A 19,450-nucleotide genomic window follows, 5' to 3' on the forward strand; every position below is an offset into this window, starting at 1 on the left:
ACCTCGGCTCGCCCTTGATCAACGGAAGATCAGGGACGTTGAGTGTCCCTGATCTTCCGTTGATCAAGCTCTACCTCGACTTTGCCGGGACCCTGACGCCTAGCGCAAAGAAGGAGGCCTTCATGTACTTCATTAAGGCGTGACTTGCGTGCCTCGATGCCGCAAGCCTGAACACGCGAGATTCGGGTCTGAGTACGCCAGTGCGGTGCCGCGTCACCCAGCCCACCGCCTCGCCCGAGACACGACGCGTTTGCCCTGCCTCTCAATAACCCGGATCGCCACTAGCGACCCACTCGACGTCAGCGGTTCTGGACGTGCTGCCAGCCGAAGCGGCCCTTGATACAGAGGTTTCCGTGGGTCACCGAACTCTCGTGCGGCGAGGTGACCTTGACGATCTCGTTGTCCTGGACGTGCAGGGTCAGGTTGCAGCCGACCCCGCAGAAGGTGCAGACCGTCGTCGTCGCGGCCTGCCGTGACTCGTCCCAGGTGCCGTCTTCGCGTTTGTCGTGCTCACGCTTGAAACTCAGCGCCCCGGTCGGGCAGACCTCGATGCAGTTTCCACAGTAGACACAAGCGCTGTCCGGGAGCGGGTTCGCGAACTCCGTCGAGATCCGCGCGTCGAAGCCCCGCCCGGCCATGGTGATGGCGAAGGTGTTCTGCCACTGCTCACCGCAGGCATCGACGCATTTGTAGCACTGGATGCATTTCCCGTAGTCGCGGACGTAGAGTTCGTTGTCCACCTTGACCGGCTGGCGCACGGTCGCCGCCGTCATCCCGTCCGGGATCTCGTGTTCCCCCGGCCGCCGTTCGTCCCTGTCGTCCGACGGCGGCGCCGGAGGGCCGAAGCGTTCGGGCTCGGCTCCGCACTCGGCCATCCAGTCCGCGACGTCGGGTGTCGTCGACAGGTCCGTCGCCGAACCCAGGAGTTCGAGGACGACCTTGCGGCTGAGCCGTGTCCGGTCGGTTTCGGTCCGCACCACCATTCCCGGCTCCGCCTTGCGGGAACACGACGGCACGAGCGTGCGTGCGCCTTCGACCTCCACCATGCAGACGCGGCAGGCGTTCGCGGGTTCTAGGGTGTCGCCGTAACAGAGCGTCGGAATGCTCTTACCCGCCGCGGTACAGGCGTCGAGGATGGTGGAGCCTTCGGGCACCCGGACGGGCTCACCGTCCACAGTGAACTCGACGAGCCGACGCGGAAGTCCTATTTCGACGATGCTCATGGCCGCTCCTCCAGTACGCCGAGCCGGTCGATCGCCGATTCGATGGCGTTCCAGGCGGTCTGTCCGAGACCGCAGATGGACGAATCCCGCATCACCTGGCCGACTTCGCGCAGCAGCGCCAGATCGTCGCCGCCGGTGCCGATCTTCCGGCGGCCGACGATCCGGTGCAGTGCCTCCTCCTGCCGGACGGTGCCGATCCGGCAGGGCACGCATTGCCCGCACGACTCGTCACGGAAGAACGCGGCGATCCGCAACAGGAAGCCGCCGAGATCGGCCTGGTCGTCCAGCGCCAGCACGACCCCCGAACCGAGCGTGGTGCCCGCCGCGCGGGTGTCCTCCATGGTCAGCGGCAGGGTGATCTCGTCCGGCCGGACGAAACCACCCGCCGCACCGCCGAGCAGGATCGCCCGGAGCTCACGGCCTTCCGGTACGCCTCCGGCGAGTTCGAGCAGTTCGGCCAGCGTCGTCCCGAACGGCACCTCGTACACGCCAGGACGCCGGACATTGCCGGACAGGCAGAACAGCTTCGGCCCGGACGAGCGCTCGGTCCCGATCCGGCGATAGGCCTCGCAGCCCTCGGTGAGGATCAACGGCACGTTGACCAGGGTCTCGACGTTGTTCACCACCGTCGGCTTGCCGAACAACCCTTTCTCGACCGGGAACGGCGGTTTGGTCCTCGGCTCGCCGCGGAAGCCTTCGATGGAGTTGAAGATCGCCGTTTCCTCGCCGCAGATGTAGGCGCCCGCTCCCCTCCTGATCTCGATGTCGAACGAGAACCCTTGCCGTCCCATGATGTTCTCGCCAAGGAAGCCGCGTTCGCGGGCGACGTCGATGGCGTTGCCGAGCAACCGCAGCGCCCGTGGGTACTCGCCGCGCAGGTACACGTATCCCTTCGCCGATCCGATCGCGAAAGCGGCGATGGTCATCGCCTCGACGAGTGCGAACGGGTCACCTTCGATCAGCACGCGATCCTTGAACGTGCCCGGTTCGCTCTCGTCGGCGTTGCACACCAGGTACCGGGTCCGCTCCGCCTGCCGGGCGGTGGCGTCCCATTTCCGGCCGGTCGGGAACGCCGCGCCGCCGCGACCCATCAGTCCCGCGTCGGTCACCTCACGGATCACCCCTGCCGGGCCGAGCAGCAAGGCGTTCCGCAAGGCCGCGTAACCACCGGCGGCGCGATAAGCGTCCAGGCTTTCCGGGTCGACGACCCCGACACGCCGCAACAGCCGAAGCTCCGGATCTCCTTGCTGAGGAACAGAGACCGGGCCTTCCTCCCCTTCGGACGTTCCTCGGGTGACTTTCTCCGGGGTGGCTGGAGCGAGCAGCCTCAACTCGGCTGGATCGCCCGCCTCGAAGACCAGCGCAGCCGGAGCGCGTTCGCAAGCACCCAGGCACGGGCTGCGATGCCAGGCGATTCCCGCGGCGTCGAAGGTCTCGGTCAGTGCCTCCGCGCCGTTCACCTGGCAGGCCAGGTCGGTGCAGACATGAACGACCCGGGGTGGCCGTTCGGTGAGCGAGAACAGCGCGTAGAAGCTGGCCACGCCGTAGGCCTCCGCCGGCGGGATCGTCAGATGGCGGCAGATATGGTTCAGCGCTCCCTGGCTGATCCAGCCGACCCGGTCGTTCACCGCGTGCAGGGCGGGTAGCAGCCGATCACGGCCGGTTTCGCCGCCGAGCGCGTCGACCGCTTCCCGTTCGGCGTCCGTCGGCTCGGCGTTCAGGAAGCGCAGGTCCATTCCGGGCTCCTCATACGGTGGCTGGCAGTTTCTCGACCCGGATCGCGGCGGCCTTGTACTCGGCCGTCCCCGCGATCGGGCAGGTCGCCTCGATGGTGATCACGTTGACGTCGATCTCGTCCGGGAAGTGGAAGGTCATGAACGCCAGCCCCGGACGCAGCCCGTCGTCGATCCGGACCGGCGCCTCGATCTCGCCTCGCCGCGACGAGATCCGCACGACCTCGTCTTCGGTGACGCCGAGTTCGGCGGCGTCGCTCGGGCAGAGGTCGAGGGTTTCGCCGCGCCGCAGTGGCGAGGGGAATCCGCCCGATTGGACGCCGGTGTTGTAGGAGTCCAACCGCCGTCCGGTGGTCAGCCGGATCGGGAAGTCCTCGGTCAGCAGGTCCACCGGCGGGCTGTGCTCGAGCAAGGTGAACGGGGCGGGACGGCCTCGTTTCGCCGGATCCTCTTCCCAGAGGCGGCCGTGCAGGAACGTCGGTTCGAGCTTGTCCTCGTGGTAGCAAGGCCACTGGATGCCGCCGAGTTCCTCCAGCCGGGCATAGCTCATCCCGGCGTGCATCGGCGACAGCGACCGAAGTTCGTTCCAGACGTCCTCTCCGCCTTGGTAATTCCAGTCGTGCCCGAGCCTCCTGGCGAGTTCGCACAACAGCTGGATGTCGTCGCGCGCGCCTTCCGGCGGTTCGAGTGCCTTGCGGACCCGCTGGACCCGGCGCTCGCTGTTGGTGAAGGTGCCGTCGGATTCGCACCAGGCCGCCGACGCAGGCAGCACGACGTCGGCCAGTTGCGCGGTCTTGGTGAGGAAGATGTCCTGCACCACCAGATGGTCCACATTGGACAGGCGTTTGATCGTATGCTCGCAGTCCGCCTCGGACTGCACCGGGTTCTCCCCGATGATGTAGACGCAGGTCAGCTCCCCGCGCTCCATCGCGTCGAGCATCTGCGTGAGGTTCAACCCCTTGTGCGGCGGGATGTGCGAACCCCAGGCCCCGTCGAACTTCGCCCGGACGTCCGCGTCGAGAATGTTCTGGAACCCGGGGAGCCGGTCCGGGATGGCGCCCATGTCCCCGCCGCCCTGGACGTTGTTCTGCCCGCGCAGCGGGTTGAGCCCGGCACCGTACCGGCCGACGTGCCCGGCCAGCAGCGCGAGGTTGATCAGTGACAGCACGTTGTCCGTGCCGTTGTGGTGCTCGGTGATGCCGAGTGTCCACGAAAGCTGGCCGCGATCGGCCCTGGCGTAGGTGTGCGCGAGCTCCTTGATCAGCTCGGCCGGGACACCGGTGGTTTCTTCGGCGACGTCGAGAGTCCATGGTTCGACCGACGCCGCGAATTCGGCGAAACCCTCGGTGGCGCGTTCGATGAAGGCGGTGTTGGCGAGTCCGGAGTGGATGATCTCGCGGGCGATCGCGTGTGCCAGCGGGATGTCGGTGCCGACGTGCAGCTGGAGTTGCCGGTGTGCCCAGCTCGCGGTGCTCGTCCGGCGCGGGTCGATGACGAACAGCTTCGCGCCGCGGTGTACCGCCTTGAGCACGTGCTGGAAGAAGATCGGATGGGCCTCACGCGGGTTGCCGCCCCAGACGACGATGACGTCGGCGTCCTCGATCTCCTGGTACGACGACGTTCCGCCGCCGCTGTCGAACACCCGCGCCAGCCCGGCGACACTCGGCGCGTGACAGGTGCGGTTGCACGAATCGACGTTGTTGGTGCCGATCACCGCGCGGGTGAACTTCTGCGCGACGTAGTTCATCTCGTTGGTCGCTCTGGCACAGGAGAACATGCCGAAGGCCTCGGGCCCCTTGGTGTCGAGCGTGCGCCGGAACCCGGCGGCGGCGCGGTCCAGCGCCTCCTCCCAGGTCGCCGGGCGCAGTACGCCCGCGTCGCGGACAAGCGGCCGCGTGAGCCGGATGTACGGCTCGGTGTTCTTGCGCTTCATCGGGCTCCTCCGATTCAGTGCGCTCCGACGGGAACGGCGTTCGCGGTCTGGTCGAGCAAGCCGATCGCCGCGTGCACGTGCCGCAGCGCGGGGGCGGGGACGCCGGTCAGTTCCGAGAGTTCGACGACGGCGCCGATGATCGCGTCGATCTCCAGCGGCTTGCCCGCTTCGAGGTCCTGCAGCATCGACGTCTTGTGGTGGCCGACGCGCCAGGCCCCGTCGATGCGTTTCTCGACCGACACCTCGGGATCACTGCCGGCGGCGCGGGCGATCGCGAGGGTTTCGGTCATCATCGTGGCCACGAGCGCGCGGGTGTCCGCGTGTTCGCATATCTGGGCCATGGTCGCCCTGGTCAGCGCGCTGAGCGGGTTGAAGGCGACGTTGCCCATGAGTTTGACCCAGATCTCGTCGCGCAGGTCGAGTTCGACCGGTGCCTTCAGCCCGCCCGCGATCATCGCGTCGGCGAGCGCCGCGCACCGGGCGGTGACACCACCTTTCGGCTCTCCCAAAGCGAAGCGCGTGCCTTCGAGGTGGCGGATGACGCCAGGTTCCTCGATCACGGTCGAGCAGTAGACGACGCAACCGATCGCGCGCCTGAGTTCGAGGACGTCGCTGACCGCGCCGCCGGGGTCGACCGTCTCGATGCGACGGTCTTCGAGCGGATGGCCGGTGAGGCCGTGGAAGTACCACCACGGGATCCCGTTCTGCGCCGCCACGATCGCGGTGTCCTTGCCCAGCAACGGCGCGATGAGCGGACCACAGGAGGCGTACGCGTTCGCCTTCAGGCCGAGGAAGACGAAGTCGACGGGTCCGACTCGCGCCGGGTCGTCGGTGACCTGAGGCCTGGCGGTGAAGTTCCCGCGCGGGCTGAGTACCCGCACGCCGTGCGCGCGCATCGCGTCTCCGTGCGCCCGCCTCGCGATCAGGTGGACCTCCGCCCCGCCTCGGTGCAACGCGGCCCCGACGTACGCGCCGATCGCCCCCGCTCCCAGAACAGCGACCTTCATGACGTGCCTCCCGCTCAGCCGAAGACTAGATTGCATACAGTATCCTGTCGCCAGTCTCCACGCCAAGTCCCTGATTCCAGGCATTTCGTCCCCTGAACGCGGTAGTTCGCGGTACGCACGACCGCATCGAGAGGACGAAATGCGAGATCGAGTGGAGATTGTCGGGATTTTGCATACCAAAACCTGTATCCTGGACCGAGTCAGTCACCTCGGAGGTCCTGTTGAGCCAACCCGCTTCCCCGCTGCCCGAGCGCGGCCCCACCGGCCGCCGGACCAAGGGCGCGCTCAGCTCGGCCACCGCCAAACGCGTCGAGCGGCCGGCGCCGTTGCGTCAGGTCGTCTACGACGCGCTCGCCGAGCTGATCATCAACCGGACCCTCGAACCCGGCCAGCACCTGGTCGAGGCAGACCTCGCCGAGTACCTCGGCGTCAGCAGGCAGCCGGTTCGCGAAGCCCTGCAACGCCTGCAGAGCGAAGGCTGGGTCGACCTCCGCCCCGCACAGGGCGCGTTCGTGCACATGCCCACCGACGAAGAAGCCGATCAGCTGCTCAGTGTGCGCACCGTCCTGGAGGCCCACTCCGCCCGGCTCGCCGCCGGCAAGGCAGGCGCCGACGACGTCGAACAGCTGTGGAAACTGCAGAAGGCCGGGTTGGAGGCGTTGGCCGCCGACGACACCGAAGGTCTCGTCGCGGCCAACGCCGCGCTCCACAAGTTCATCACGGAGCTGTCCGGGAACACCGTCCTCGCCGAGATGATCGGCATGGTCGATCGCCGGGTCCGCTGGTACTACACGCCGATCGCCCGTCCTCGCAGCCACGACTCCTGGCACGAACACGAGGAACTGATCAAGGCCATCGCCGACGGGGATGCCGCCACCGCCGAGCGGATCATGAACCAGCACACCGAGCGCACCCGGCAGGCCTTCCACGAACGCCCGAAGGAGGCCTAAGCCGCGGGGTTCAATTCAGGCTCGGGTTTCGGAGCCCGGGTACGCGAACGCCCCGGCTGACGCAGGAGCAGGCTGAGCGCGGCCGCGAACAGACTCGTCCCGCCCGCGAGGAAGAACGCGCCGCCGTACCCCCACGCCACCACGACCATCGCGCCGACACCGGAGCCGACCAGGCCCGAGATCAGCTTCGAGCTGTAGACCAGGCCGTAGTTGCTGGCGTTGTTGTTCTCGCCGTAGAAGTCCGCCGTCATCGCCGCGAACAGGGGGAAGATCGCGCCACCGCCGAAGCCGGAGATCATCGAGGCGAGCAGGAACAGCGGCATGCTGCCGATCGAACCGGACAGATAGACCGCGAACTGCGCGAGGCCGAGCACCACACAGACCATGAAGAGCGTCTGCCGCCGCCCGTAGCGGTCGGAGATCCAGCCGATCACGCCGCGGCCGGTGCCGTTGATGATCGCCTTCAGGCTCATCGCCAGCGCGACGATCCCGCCGGCGAACCCCATCTCGTTGCCGAACGGGACCTGCATCGCGATGCCGAAGATGTTCACGCCGGCGGTGCACAGCAGGCAGAACCACATCAGCGGCAGCATCCCGGTCCTGAGCGCTTCCCTTGGCGTGTACTGCTTCACCGCCGGAGGGTTCTTCTGCAGTGACCGGCGGATCCTGGGGTCGTCGGAAACCTTCAGCGGGTCGACGTGTGACGGCCACCAGTTCTTCGGCGGGTCCTGGAAGTAGAACCCACTCACCGCGAGCACGGCCGCCAGGAAGATGCCGACCACGAGCAGGACGCCCGAGTAGTTGGAAAGCTCCATATAGGAGGTGAAGAGGAAGATGAACGGCACCGAACCGTAGGCGAAGCCGCCGTTCACGAATCCCGTCTTCCCGCCCCGCCGTTCCGGATACCACTTCCCCACCATGTTGACGCAGGTCGCGTAGACCAGGCCCGCCCCGCCACCGCCGAAGAAGCCGAACCCGAGATAAGCCCAGATCTCGCTGGGCGCGTAGGCGAGGGACAGATAGGCGAGCAGGGTGCCCGCCGCACCGAGCAACATCGCCGCTTTGGCGGGCAGTTTGCCGTTCTCCCGCATCTTCCCCGCCGGGAAGGCCACGATCGCCTGGAAGAACACCCAGACCCCGAGCAGCCAGAAGATGGTCGACCCGTGCCAGCCGTGTGCGCCTGCCAGCGTCTCCTCCGCCGACGTGAACGCGTATTCAGAGGAACTGATGGCCATCATGGCGACCCAGGGCAGGAGCACCATGGTCCATCGTGGACGGCCCATGATGTCGCGATCGGTCTCGCCGATCCGATATATCCGGCCGTTCGCGTCGGTGACTTCTTTGTACGTTCCGGGTGGTTGAGCCGCGGTCGATGACGTCATTGTCATTCTCCTTGGGTCGGTTGCTGCTGGAATGCCGCGGGAAGGGCCCGGACGACCCTTCCCGCGGCGGCTGAAATCAACCGAGCAGTCCCGCTGAGCGGGCCCAGCGGTACTTCGCACCGAGCACGGCCACCGGTTTCTCCGTCGTGTACGGATAAGCCACGACACCGTGCTCGTACAGAAAGTCGCTGGCCTGTTCGACCTCGACGTCGCCTGCCAGCGAGGCGACGACGGGTTTGTGAATCCCCTTTGCGCGATATTCGGCTATGACATCGGAAACCAGTTCCGCGAAAACCATCGGCGGGGTGACGATGGTATGCCAGTAACCGAGGATCAGGGAATGGATCCGGTCGTCCTCGAGCCCGAGCGCGATCGTGTTCCGGTAGGTGGCGGGTGGTTCCCCGCCGGTGATGTCCACCGGGTTGCCCGCCGCGCCGAACGGCGGGATGAATTTCCGGAAGGAGACGTCGAGATCGGGCGGTATCTCCATGAGGTTCAGCCCGTTGTCCACACAGGCGTCGGAAAGCAGTACGCCGGAGCCGCCGGCGCCGGTGATGATCACGACGTTCTCGCCTTTCGGCGTCGGCAGCAGCGGGATACCGCGGGCGTATTCGAGCATGTCGTTCAGCCCTGGCGCCCGGATGACGCCACTCTGGCGCAGGATGTCGTCGTAGACCTTGTCATCGCCCGCCAGCGCGCCGGTGTGGGAACTCGCCGCTTTCGCACCCTGGGAGGTCCGCCCCGCTTTGAGCACGACGACCGGTTTCCGCACCGAAACCCGTTTCGCCGTTTCCGCGAACGACCGGCCGTCTTTCAGGTCTTCCAGATGCATGGCGATGAGGTCGGTGTTTTCGTCCTGTTCGAAGAAGGTGAGCAGGTCGTCCTCGTCGATATCGGCCTTGTTGCCGACACCGACGATCGCGGAGACACCCATTTTCGCCGACCGGCTGAACCCGAGGATCGCCATCCCGATGCCGCCGCTCTGCGAGGAAAGCGCGACACCGCCCTTGACGTTGTACGGCGTGCAGAACGTCGCCGAAAGATTCTCGTGCGTGTAGTAGTAACCGTAGATGTTCGGCCCGAGGATCCGGACGCCGTGCGCCCTGGCGATCGCGACGACCTGATCCTGCAGCTCGATGTTCCCCGTCTCGCCGAAACCCGACGGGATCAGGATGGCCCCGGCCACCCCTTTACGGCCCGCCTCTTCCAGCGCGGCGGGGACGAACTTGGCCGGAATGGCGAACACCGCGACATCGACGTCGCCCGGGACGTCGGAGATGCTCGGATAGGCCTTGCGGTCGAGGATTTCGGCCGCTTTGGGGTTGATCGGATGGATCTCGCCCGCGTACCCGCCGTCGACGAGGTTCTTCATCACCGAGTTGCCGATCTTGCCCGCCTCGGCGGACGCGCCGATGACGGCGATCGACGCCGGTTTCATGATCCGGGTCATCGACGCCAGGATCTCCTCCTGGCTGAACCGCACCGGCTCGTGGGCGGCTTCCGGGTCGACCAGGATCCGGACGTCGACGGCGGTGGCGCCCTCGGGTGTCGCCAGCACCGGGTTGAGGTCCACCTCGGCCAGCTGCGGGAAATCGGTGACCAGTGCGCCGACGCGGGTGAGCACGTCCGCCAGCGCGTCCCTGCTCACCGCCTCCGCTCCCCTGACCCCGCGCAGGATCTCCGCGGCCGCGATGCCGTCGATCATCGAGAACGCCTCGTCGCGACCGAGCGGGGCCAACCGGAACGTGACGTCTTTGAGCACCTCGACCAGTACCCCGCCGAGGCCGAAGGCGACGATCTTGCCGAACGTGGCGTCGGTGGTGGCGCCGACGATCACCTCCTGCCCGGTGGTCAGCATCTGCTGTACCTGGACACCGGCGATGTCGGCTCCCGCGTCGTAGGCCTTGGCGTTGGCCACGATGGTCCGGAAACCGTCAGCCACCGCGTCCGCGGTCGCGAGGCCGACCAGCACCCCGCCCGCCTCGGTCTTGTGGAGGATGTCCGGGGAGACGATCTTCAGTACCACCGGGAGGCCGATCTCCTCCGCCTGCGCGACGGCCTCCTCCGCGGTGGCGGCCAGCCGTTCCGCCGGGGTGGGGATCCCGTAGGCCTCGCACACCTGGCGGCCTTCCGGCGCGGTCAGCGAGGACCGGCCTTCGGCGGCGACCTTCTCGAGGATCTTCTCGACGATCTCTTTGTCAGGCATCCGGTCTCTCCCTCAGATCACGCCGGCCGCGCGCAGCCGGTCCAGGTCGTCCGCGCCGTAGCCGAGTTCTCCGAGCACCTCGGCGTTGTGTTCCCCGAGCAGCGGCGAACGCTCGACCTCGACCGGCGAATCCGACAGCTTCAGCGGACAGCCGACGGTTTTGAAGGCACCACGCTCGGGGTGCTCGACCTCGACGACCGTGCCCAGCTCGGCCAGCGTGGTGTCCTCGGCGAGTTCCTTGGTGGACAGGATCGGCCCGCAGGGGATGTTGTGGGCGTTCAGCGCCTCCATCACCTCCCATTTAGTGTGCTTCTCGGTCCATTCCTCGATCATCTTGAACGCCTTGTCCAGTTTGGACAGTCGCGCTTCCGGCGTCGCCCAATCCGGGTCTTCGGCCAGTTCCGGTTTCCCGATCAGCTCGGTGATCGGCTGCCAGCCGACCGGCTGGATGATCACGTAGATGTAGTCGTTCGGCCCGCCCGGCGCGCATTTCACCGCCCAGCCCGGCTGCCCGCCGCCGGACGCGTTGCCCGAACGCGGGACCTCGTCGCCGAAGACGTCGTTGGGGTACTCGTTGAGCGGACCGTGCGCCAGCCGCTGCTGGTCGCGGAGCTTGACGCGGCACAGATTCAGCACCGCGTCCTGCATCGCGACCTGGACCCGCTGCCCGCGGCCGGTGTTCGTCCGCTGGTACAACGCGGCGAGGATCGCGGCGACCAGGTGGATCCCGGTCCCCGAGTCGCCGATCTGGGCGCCGGTCGCGGTCGGCGGCCCGTCCTCGAAACCGGTGGTGCTCATGGCGCCGCCCATCGCCTGCGCGATGACCTCATAGGCCTTGAAGTCCGCGTACCGTCCGGGGCCGAACCCCTTGATGGAGGCGTAGATCAATCGGGGGTTCAGTTCCGCGAGCCGTTCCCACGGGTAGCCGAACCGGTCGACGACGCCGGGCCCGAAGTTCTCCACCAGGACGTCCACAGTGGACGCGAGCTGCTCGAAGACCTTCTTTCCCTGTTCGCTCTTCATGTTCAGCGTGATGCTGCGCTTGTTGGCGTTGAGCATGGTGAAATAGAGGCTGTCCACCCCCGGCAGGTCCCGGAGCTGGCCGCGGGTGATGTCACCGCGGCCGGGTGTCTCCAGCTTGATCACGTCCGCGCCGAGCCAGGCCAGGATCTGCGTGGACGAAGGTCCTGATTGGACATGGGTCATGTCGAGGACACGAACGCCTTCGAGTGCCTTTCCCATCGGTGTTCCCTCCCGGCTACTTGTACATGGTCTGGTTCATGGTTCCGGGCGCGTAGACGTCCGGGTCGATCCAAACGTTGACCAGCGAAGGCTTTCCGGACTCCCGGGCGCGCCGCAGCGCGGGACCGATGTCCGCGGGGTCGCGGACCGCCTCGCCGTGCCCGCCGAGCATCCGGGCGAATTCCTCGTACGGGACGTCGCCGAGGGTGTTTCCGACCCGTTCCCGGCCGAGGCCGTACTTCGCGGCCTGCCCGTAACGGATCTGGTTCATCGACGAGTTGTTGCCGACGATGCCGACGAACGGCAGGTTGAACCGCACCAGGGTTTCGAAGTCCCAGCCGGTCAGGCTGAACGCGCCGTCGCCGAACAACGCGACGACCTCTTTGTCCGGCCGCGCGTGCTTCGCCGCGAGGACGAACGGGATCCCGACGCCGAGCGTCCCGAGCGGGCCCGGGTCCATCCAGTGCCCTGGCGCCTTCGGCTGGACGACCTGCCCGGAGAACGTCACGATGTCGCCGCCGTCGCCGATGTAGAGCGAGTCCTCGGTGAGGAATTCGTTGATCTCGTGCACCAGCCGGTACGGGTGGATCGGGCTGGCGTCGGAATGCTGCAGCGGCAACCGCTTCTGCTTCGCCTTCTCCTCGACACCCTGTAGTTCTTCCAGCCAGACCTTGCGGGCGACGGCGCCGTTGTCGACCCGGCCGGTCGCCGCCTCCGCGACCGCGGTGAGGATCTGGCCCGCGTCGCCGACGATGCCGAGGTCGATGTCGCGGTTCTTCCCGACGGTGCGGTAGTCGAGGTCGATCTGCACCACCGTCGCGGCCGGGGACAGCCGTTTGCCGTAGCCCATCCGGAAGTCGAACGGCGTACCGACGATGACGATCACGTCGGCGTTGTCGAAGGCGTACCGGCGGGACAGCTGGAAGTGATGCGGATCGCCGGGCGGCAGCGTGCCGCGGCCGGCGCCGTTCATGTAGGCCGGGATGTTCAGCCTGCGCACGAGTTCGGCGGCCGGTTCCGAGGCGCGCGTGGTCCACACCTGGCTGCCCAGCAGGATCGCCGGTTTCTTCGCGTGGACGAGGAGATCCGCGAGCTTCTCGATGTCGGCGGGGTCACCGGCGTTGCGGGTGGACGCCCGGTACCGGCCCGCCGAGGGGACCCGCGCCTTGTCCACCGGGACCTTCGCGTCGAGCACGTCCCTGGGAATCTCCAAAAAGGACGGTCCGGGTGCGCCGTGGTAACACTCGCGGAAGGCCATCGAGACCAGGTCCGCCACGCGCGCGGTATCCGGGACGGTCGCGGAGAACTTGGTGATCGGCGCCATCATGTCGACGTGCGGGAGATCCTGCAACGACCCCATCTTGTGCTGGGTCAAGGCGCCCTGACCGCCGATGAGCAGCATCGGGCTCTCCGCGCGCAGGGCGTTCGCGACCCCGGTCACGGCGTCGGTCGTCCCCGGGCCCGCGGTGACGACCGCGCAGCCGGGACGCCCGGTGATCCGCGCGTAGCCGTCGGCCGCGTGCGCCGCGACCTGTTCGTGCCGGACGTCGATGACCTCGATGCCCTCGTCGACGCAGCCGTCGTAGATGTCGATGATGTGCCCGCCGCACAGGGTGAAGATCGTGTCGACGCCCTCCGCCTTGAGCGCCTTGGCCACCAGGTGGCCGCCGGAGATCAGGTCCGGAACGGGCTCGGAACCGTTGGTGGTGGCCTTCGCCGTGGTCTCCCCCGCGGCGGTGCCGGTCTTTGGCGCCATCGTTCACTCCTCTTTCTCGCACGCCGGACCTCTCTGATCCGTGCGCTCGTTCCGGATCTGCTCAGCCCGCCCGGCCCCTGCGCGAAGCCCCTGGTCGCGGCAGACTGTAGATTGCATACCGTATGAGGTAGTCATATAGTTACTCTTCGAGCGCTCCGGTGTCCAGGGCCGTCGGCAGGTTTCTCCGCCGCCCGCCGGGGCTCGATCGGCCATCGAGAGGTGGAAGACCAGGCAGCGTCCTGCCGACGTCGATCGCGGGCGCGGGTTCACCAACAGACACAGAGAAAGGACTTCGCGTGGACCTTTTCGAGCACGAGGCACGAGATCTCTTCGAGCGGCACGGCGTCCCGGTCCCCCGCGGAAAGGTGGCCACCACCCCGGAAACGGCGAGGGCGATCGCCGTCGAACTCGGCGGATCCGTCGTGGTCAAGGCACAGGTGAAGACCGGCGGACGCGGTAAAGCCGGTGGGGTGAAGGTGGTCCGCTCCCCCGACGACGCCGAGCAGGCGGCCGAGGACATCCTCGGCATGGACATCAAGGGACATCGGGTACACAAGGTCCTCGTCACCGAAGCCAGCACGATCGCCGAGGAGTACTACCTCTCGTTCCTGCTCGACCGCGCCGACCGGACTTTTCTCGCGATGGCCTCGGCCGAGGGCGGGATGGACATCGAGACGGTCGCGGCCACGAAACCCGAGGCGCTGGCCCGGATCCCGGTCGATCCGCTGACCGGTGTGGACATCGCCCTGGCAGGACGGATCGTCGAAGCCGCCGGCTTACCCGAGGCCGCGATCGACACCGTTGCCTCGCTGTGGAACGTCTTCGTCGCGGAGGACGCCACGCTGGTGGAGGTCAACCCGCTGGTACTGACCACGGACGGAACGGTCACCGCGGTCGACGGGAAGGTCACGCTCGACGCCAACGCCGCGTTCCGGCAGCCATCGCATGCCGGCTTCATCGACTCGCCGGACGAGGATCCACTCGAACGGCGCGCCCGAGAGGCCGGGCTCAACTACGTCAAACTCGACGGCGACATCGGGGTGATCGGCAACGGCGCCGGACTGGTGATGTCCACTTTGGACGTCGTGGCTGCGGCGGCCGAAGAGGCGGGTGCGCGTGGTCCCGCCGACTTCCTCGACATCGGCGGCGGCGCGTCGGCGGAGATCATGGCGGCCGGGCTCGGCGTCATCCTCGGCGACGACCAGGTGCGCAGTGTGTTCGTCAACGTCTTCGGCGGGATCACCGCCTGTGATGCCGTCGCGGACGGGATCGTGCGCGCGCTCGCCCTGCTCGGCGACCGCGCCGCCAAACCGCTCGTGGTCCGGCTCGACGGCAACAACGTCGCCGAGGGAAGGCGGATCCTCACCGAGGCGGCGCATCCCTTGGTGACCCTGGTGGACACGATGGACGACGCCGCGGGTGCGGCGGCGAAACTGGCGGCCGCGGAACCGGAGGCGTGAGATGGCGATCTTCCTCGACGAACACAGCAGGATCGTCGTCGCCGGGATGACCGGCGCCGAGGGCCGCAAGCACACCGCGCGCATGCTGGCCGCGGGCACGAACGTCGTCGGCGGGATCAACCCGCGCAAGGCCGGGCAGGAGGTGTCGCTCGGTGGACGCGAGCTGCCGGTGTTCGGCGACACCACGACGGCCGTCGCCGCGACCGGCGCGGACGTCTCGGTCCTGTTCGTACCCCCGCCCGCGGTCAAGGACGCCGTCATCGACGCGGTCGACGCCGGAATCGGACTGGCGGTCGTCATCACCGAAGGCGTCCCCGTGCACGACGCGGCGGCTTTCTGGGCCCACGCCAAGGAAAGCCCGACCCGCGTCATCGGGCCGAACTGCCCGGGGGTGGTCAGCCCCGGCCGGTCCAACGCGGGCATCATCCCGGACGGGATCACGAAACCGGGCCGGATCGGGCTGGTCTCGAAATCCGGCACCCTGACGTATCAGCTGATGCACGAGCTGCGCGAACACGGCTTCTCCACGTGCGTCGGCATCGGCGGCGACCCGATCATCGGCACCACGCACATCGACGCCGTCGAGGAGTTCGAGGACGACCCCGAGACGGACGTCATCGTGCTCATCGGCGAGATCGGTGGCGACGCGGAGGAACGCGCGGCCGAGTACATCCGCGCGAGCGTCAGCAAACCCGTGATCGGGTACATCGCCGGGTTCACCGCGCCGGAGGGCAAGACGATGGGCCACGCGGGCGCGATCGTCTCCGGATCGAGCGGGACCGCCGAGGCGAAGAAGAAGGCACTCGAAGCCGCGGGGATCCAGGTCGGCCGCACCCCCGGCGAGACCGCGTCGCTCGTCCGGGAAACCCTCGCGGGCCTCAGGTGAGGCCGAGGCGGTCCGGACGGCTGTAGACGTTCATCGACGCACCCCGCAGGAACCCCACCAGGGTCAGCCCCATCTCCGCCGCGAGGTCCACCGCCAGCGACGACGGCGCGGAAACCGCCGCCAGCAGCGGAATCCCGGCCATGACGGCCTTCTGGACGAGTTCGAACGACGCCCGTCCGCTGACCATCAGCACCGTCCCGGACAGCGGCAGCCGCCCGTCGCGGGCCGCCCAGCCGACCACCTTGTCGACGGCGTTGTGCCTGCCGACGTCCTCCCGCAGGCACAGCAGCTCCCCGTCGGCGGTGAACAACCCGGCGGCGTGCAGCCCGCCCGTGCGGTCGAACACCAGTTGCGCCGTACGGAGCCGATCCGGGAGTTCGGCCACTGTGGACGGTGTGATCTCCAGGTCGTCACCGTCCACCGGCCAGGTGGCGGTGGTCCGCACGGCGTCGAGGCTCGCCTTCCCGCACAGACCGCATGACGAGGTCGTGTAGAAGTTCCGCTCCAGCGACGCGTCGGGCGGGGCGACGCCGTCGGCGAGGACGACGTCCAGCACGTTGTAGGTGTTCGTCCCGTCTTCCGTGGCACCCGCGCAGTACCGGATCGAATGGATGTCCTTGCTGGACCGCGAAACGCCTTCGCCGACGAGGAATCCGGCGGCGAGGTCGAAATCGTGCCCTGGCGTGCGCATGGTGATGGTCAGTGGTCTACCGCCGACGCGGATCTCCAGCGGTTCTTCGACGGTCAGGGTGTCCGGGCGAGCTGCGGATACGCCTTCGACGACCCGGACCACCCGCCGCCTGCTCGTCACGCGGCCCATCAGCGGATCGCGGGCAGTAGCGATTTCGGCCGTCCCGGCTGGGAAAGCCGTCCGCCGAGCAGCGCGCCGAGCACGCTGAGCGCCCCCGCCACCGCGAACGCGCCCAGGTAGCCGTGCGTGGACACGACGAACGCGGCCAGCCCGACGCCGAGCAGCGCGCCGACCGCTTTCGCGCTGTACAGCACCCCGAAGTTCGCCAGCGCGGACTCCTCGCCGAAGTAGTCGCGGACCAGCGACACCAGCAGGGAATAGCAACTTCCGTTGCCCAGTCCGGCCAGCGCGGCGCCGGCGAGAAGTCCCACCGCGTGCTCTCCCGAGTACAGCAGGACGAACTGGGCGATCCCGCCCGTGGCCAGTGCCAGCCGCAGGATGCGTCGTCGGCCGAGCCGGTCCGAGAGACCGCCGAGCAGGACTCGACCGGCGCCGGTCACCCCGGCGAGCACCGCGAGCGCGACGGCGCCGAGTACCGGACCACCTCCTTGCCCGGCCACGAAAGTCGCGAGATAGGCGACGTCGAAAAGGAGAACCGCGGCGGCCAGCACCACGACGACGTACATCGCCAGCGCGGTGGGACACCGGAGCACCTCCCCCGGCCGATACTCCCGCAAGGCGGGCCGATTCATCGCGATCCCCCGGTTGCGCACCTTGTCTGCCGCCCATACCCGCGGGTCCGGGTGTTCCGGCCACCAGCGGCGCGGCGGGTCGCGAAGCAGGACCGCGGTCCCGGCGATCATCATGAGCACGGCCACCGCGACGACGTCCAGCAGCGGCCCGCGGTTGCCCTCCGACAGCCAGAACCCCGCCATCAGCACGAAAAGGACGCTGCCGTAGGCGAAAGCGCCACTGACGGCGCCCACCCGCGCCGGAACACGATCGGGGAACCAGTTCATCACCGTGCCGACGCAGGTCGCGTAGACGACACCGGTCCCGACGCCGCCCAGCACCGAGTAGCCGATGAACATCGCGACCAGGTTGTTCGCGTGGCCCAAGGTGAACATCCCGGCGGAACACAGCACCCCACCGGCGATCACCGCCACCGCGGGCGGGAACATCCCTCGCTCGCGCAGCAGGGCGGTCGGGTACACCACGCACGCCTGGCACACCGTCCAGAGCGCGAAGGAGACGACCACTTCGGGAAAGGTCCAGCCGTACGTGGTCATCAGGACCGGTGCGACGGCACCGAAGCCGTATTGCTGGATCCCGGCGGCGAACATCGCGGTCCAGCTGAGCCACAGCATCCAGGATCGGGGGCGGCCGAGCAGGTCCACGTCGCTTTCACCGACGCGGTACCGGCGTCCGTAGTGGTCTCGCAGGATTCGAGGATCGGGCATGGGTCCCACCCCGCTCACGGCAGATTGTATACAGTATGTAGTCTGGTTATAGCACCCGTCCGGCCGGAAGTCCACGAATTGTCGGACCCCGCCGTTACCGTCGACCGCCATGGACACGACGCCCTTCCGAGCCCGGGTCCCCGAGGCCGAACTCGAAGACCTCCGCGACCGGCTCCGCCGCACCCGCTGGCCAGAGGACGAGACCGTCGACGACTGGTCGCAAGGGGTCCCCGCCGCCTACCTGCGCGAACTCTGCGCGTACTGGGCGGAGACCTACGACTGGCGTGCCGCGGAGTCCCGGCTCAACGCGATTCCCCAATTCCGGACCGAGATCGACGGCCTCGGCATCCACTACCTGCACGCCCGCTCCCCGCATCCCGGCGCGCTGCCGCTGATCCTCACGCACGGCTGGCCGGGTTCGGTCTTCGAATTCCTCGACGTGCTCGGCCCGCTCACCGATCCGGTCGCGTACGGCGGCGACGCGGCCGACGCTTTCCACGTCGTCGTCCCGTCCTTGCCCGGTTACGGCTTCAGCGACAAACCGGCCAAGACAGGCTGGTCGATCCAGCGCATCGCCGACGCGTGGATCCACCTCATGACAGGCCTCGGCTACGAACGCTTCGGCGCGCAGGGCGGCGACTGGGGCACGAGCATCACCACGCTCATGGGACGGACGGCTCCCGAGCGCCTCGCCGGGATCCACCTCAACCCGCCGCTCGCCGCACCAGATCCGGCGACGTTCGACGACCTGACCGAGTTCGAACGGAACTCGCTCGACGACCTCGAAGACGCCAAAGCGGACGGTTCCGGTTACGCGAACCAGCAGGCGACCAGGCCGCAGACGATCGGCTACGCACTGACGGACTCACCGGTGGCGCTGTGCGCGTGGATCCTCGAAAAGTTCCAGGCGTGGACGGATTGCGACGGCCACCCGGAGAACGCGCTGAGCCGCGACGCCATGCTCGACGACATCACGCTCTACTGGCTGACCGGCACCGGCGCCTCGTCGGCACGGCTGTACTGGGAGAGTTTCGCCGAGGTCTCGAGCTGGTTCTCCGATTCCACCGTGGACACGATCACGGTGCCGACAGGGTGTTCGATCTTCCCGCGCGAGACCCCGCGTCCGTCCCGCCGCTGGGCCGAGCGCCGGTTCACCGATATCCGGTACTGGAACGAACTCAAGCGAGGCGGGCACTTCGCGGCCTTCGAACAGCCGGGGGTCTTCACCGAGGAGGTGCGGTCGTTCTTCCGGCTCGTGCGCTGACGGACTCGCGAGTGATCGTTACCTACCCTGAAGGCCTTCGCTACCTGATGGCAGGCGAGGAGCTCCCCGCTGAGGGGTGGCGCGTCGCACGACTGTCCACAAGGGACATCTTTCGGAGACTGGGTGTCCGGCTGATGACGCTATGTGCGGTTCCGCGTGGGGTCGTGTGTGGGAAAAAGGGGTTTAAACCCAAATTGACCTCACCACCCCCCCCCCAAAACGCCCAAACAAAACCAAACACACACCCCAAGTGAGAA

The 19,450-nt window shown here is 67.8% G+C and carries 14 protein-coding genes; 4 read left to right on the plus strand and 10 right to left on the minus strand.

Going from position 1 to position 19,450, the window contains the following annotated elements:
• Positions 1-299 precede the first annotated feature (299 nt).
• The 4 genes from ACZ5ZX_RS17950 to ACZ5ZX_RS17965 are packed head-to-tail and all read right to left on the minus strand — an operon-like array spanning position 300 to position 5,896.
• Positions 300-1,223, minus strand: coding sequence for a 2Fe-2S iron-sulfur cluster-binding protein (locus ACZ5ZX_RS17950; protein ID WP_465503118.1), 924 nt, complete (start codon positions 1,221-1,223; stop codon positions 300-302).
• Positions 1,220-2,959 carry an NAD(P)H-dependent oxidoreductase subunit E gene (locus tag ACZ5ZX_RS17955; protein WP_465503119.1) on the minus strand — a complete coding sequence of 580 codons (1,740 nt, stop codon included), beginning with the start codon at positions 2,957-2,959 and terminating at the stop codon, positions 1,220-1,222. Before ACZ5ZX_RS17955 ends, ACZ5ZX_RS17950 begins: the two co-directional genes overlap by 4 nt.
• A 10-nt stretch (positions 2,960-2,969) precedes the next feature.
• Complete coding sequence (locus ACZ5ZX_RS17960) at positions 2,970-4,889, minus strand: molybdopterin oxidoreductase family protein (RefSeq protein ID WP_465503120.1); 1,920 nt, start codon at positions 4,887-4,889, stop codon at positions 2,970-2,972.
• A 14-nt stretch (positions 4,890-4,903) separates the two neighbouring features.
• Positions 4,904-5,896, minus strand: a complete 993-nt coding sequence (locus ACZ5ZX_RS17965) for a 2-dehydropantoate 2-reductase (protein ID WP_465503121.1) — start codon at positions 5,894-5,896, stop codon at positions 4,904-4,906.
• Between the two features lie 221 nt (positions 5,897-6,117).
• On the opposite strand from ACZ5ZX_RS17965, the gene ACZ5ZX_RS17970 reads away from it, so the two are divergent.
• Positions 6,118-6,846 (plus strand): GntR family transcriptional regulator, encoded by a 729-nt coding sequence (locus ACZ5ZX_RS17970; RefSeq protein ID WP_465503122.1) that lies wholly within the window; start codon positions 6,118-6,120, stop codon positions 6,844-6,846.
• Here ACZ5ZX_RS17970 and ACZ5ZX_RS17975 read toward each other — a convergent pair.
• From ACZ5ZX_RS17975 to ACZ5ZX_RS17990, 4 genes are all read right to left on the minus strand, one after another.
• The gene (locus ACZ5ZX_RS17975) at positions 6,843-8,228 is read right to left on the minus strand and encodes an OFA family MFS transporter (RefSeq protein ID WP_465503123.1); all 1,386 of its coding nucleotides are present in this window, start codon (positions 8,226-8,228) and stop codon (positions 6,843-6,845) included. The genes ACZ5ZX_RS17970 and ACZ5ZX_RS17975 overlap by 4 nt on opposite strands.
• A gap of 76 nt (positions 8,229-8,304) precedes the next feature.
• Positions 8,305-10,434, minus strand: a complete 2,130-nt coding sequence (locus ACZ5ZX_RS17980) for an acetate--CoA ligase family protein (RefSeq protein WP_465503124.1) — start codon at positions 10,432-10,434, stop codon at positions 8,305-8,307.
• A 12-nt stretch (positions 10,435-10,446) separates the two neighbouring features.
• Positions 10,447-11,676, minus strand: coding sequence for a formyl-CoA transferase (gene frc, locus ACZ5ZX_RS17985; protein ID WP_465503125.1), 1,230 nt, complete (start codon positions 11,674-11,676; stop codon positions 10,447-10,449).
• A 16-nt stretch (positions 11,677-11,692) separates the two neighbouring features.
• On the minus strand, positions 11,693-13,432 hold the full coding sequence (locus tag ACZ5ZX_RS17990; RefSeq protein ID WP_465503126.1) for a thiamine pyrophosphate-binding protein: 1,740 nt from the start codon (positions 13,430-13,432) through the stop codon (positions 11,693-11,695).
• A gap of 296 nt (positions 13,433-13,728) precedes the next feature.
• Here ACZ5ZX_RS17990 and sucC point away from each other — a divergent pair, with 296 nt between their 5' ends.
• A complete protein-coding gene (gene sucC / locus ACZ5ZX_RS17995) occupies positions 13,729-14,892 on the plus strand; it encodes an ADP-forming succinate--CoA ligase subunit beta (protein ID WP_465503127.1) in 1,164 nt (387 codons plus the stop codon).
• Between the two features lies 1 nt (position 14,893).
• A complete protein-coding gene (gene sucD / locus ACZ5ZX_RS18000; RefSeq protein WP_465503128.1) occupies positions 14,894-15,778 on the plus strand; it encodes a succinate--CoA ligase subunit alpha in 885 nt (294 codons plus the stop codon).
• On the opposite strand, the gene fdhD is transcribed toward sucD, so the two are convergent.
• Both fdhD and ACZ5ZX_RS18010 read right to left on the minus strand, forming a co-directional pair.
• Positions 15,771-16,598 (minus strand): formate dehydrogenase accessory sulfurtransferase FdhD, encoded by an 828-nt coding sequence (fdhD, locus tag ACZ5ZX_RS18005; protein WP_465503129.1) that lies wholly within the window; start codon positions 16,596-16,598, stop codon positions 15,771-15,773. The two genes, sucD and fdhD, sit on opposite strands and share 8 nt — an antisense overlap.
• A complete protein-coding gene (locus ACZ5ZX_RS18010) occupies positions 16,598-17,929 on the minus strand; it encodes an OFA family MFS transporter (RefSeq protein WP_465503130.1) in 1,332 nt (443 codons plus the stop codon). The genes fdhD and ACZ5ZX_RS18010 overlap by 1 nt, the downstream gene beginning before the upstream one ends.
• A gap of 109 nt (positions 17,930-18,038) precedes the next feature.
• Here ACZ5ZX_RS18010 and ACZ5ZX_RS18015 point away from each other — a divergent pair, with 109 nt between their 5' ends.
• A complete protein-coding gene (locus ACZ5ZX_RS18015; protein ID WP_465503131.1) occupies positions 18,039-19,193 on the plus strand; it encodes an epoxide hydrolase family protein in 1,155 nt (384 codons plus the stop codon).
• Positions 19,194-19,450 lie beyond the last annotated feature (257 nt).

The sequence above is a fragment of the Amycolatopsis sp. NPDC033938 genome (assembly GCF_055575975.1).

Bases quoted from the DNA above. Each gene is read 5' to 3' on its own strand.
- fdhD (WP_465503129.1), bottom strand. From the start codon at position 16,598: ATGGGCCGCGTGACGAGCAGGCGGCGGGTGGTCCGGGTCGTCGAAGGC.
- ACZ5ZX_RS17955 (WP_465503119.1), bottom strand. From the start codon at position 2,959: ATGGACCTGCGCTTCCTGAACGCCGAGCCGACGGACGCCGAACGGGAA.
- sucD (WP_465503128.1), top strand. From the start codon at position 14,894: ATGGCGATCTTCCTCGACGAACACAGCAGGATCGTCGTCGCCGGGATG.
- ACZ5ZX_RS17950 (WP_465503118.1), bottom strand. From the start codon at position 1,223: ATGAGCATCGTCGAAATAGGACTTCCGCGTCGGCTCGTCGAGTTCACT.
- ACZ5ZX_RS18015 (WP_465503131.1), top strand. From the start codon at position 18,039: ATGGACACGACGCCCTTCCGAGCCCGGGTCCCCGAGGCCGAACTCGAA.
- ACZ5ZX_RS17990 (WP_465503126.1), bottom strand. From the start codon at position 13,432: ATGGCGCCAAAGACCGGCACCGCCGCGGGGGAGACCACGGCGAAGGCC.
- frc (WP_465503125.1), bottom strand. From the start codon at position 11,676: ATGGGAAAGGCACTCGAAGGCGTTCGTGTCCTCGACATGACCCATGTC.
- ACZ5ZX_RS17965 (WP_465503121.1), bottom strand. From the start codon at position 5,896: ATGAAGGTCGCTGTTCTGGGAGCGGGGGCGATCGGCGCGTACGTCGGG.
- ACZ5ZX_RS18010 (WP_465503130.1), bottom strand. From the start codon at position 17,929: ATGCCCGATCCTCGAATCCTGCGAGACCACTACGGACGCCGGTACCGC.
- ACZ5ZX_RS17975 (WP_465503123.1), bottom strand. From the start codon at position 8,228: ATGACGTCATCGACCGCGGCTCAACCACCCGGAACGTACAAAGAAGTC.
- ACZ5ZX_RS17960 (WP_465503120.1), bottom strand. From the start codon at position 4,889: ATGAAGCGCAAGAACACCGAGCCGTACATCCGGCTCACGCGGCCGCTT.
- ACZ5ZX_RS17980 (WP_465503124.1), bottom strand. From the start codon at position 10,434: ATGCCTGACAAAGAGATCGTCGAGAAGATCCTCGAGAAGGTCGCCGCC.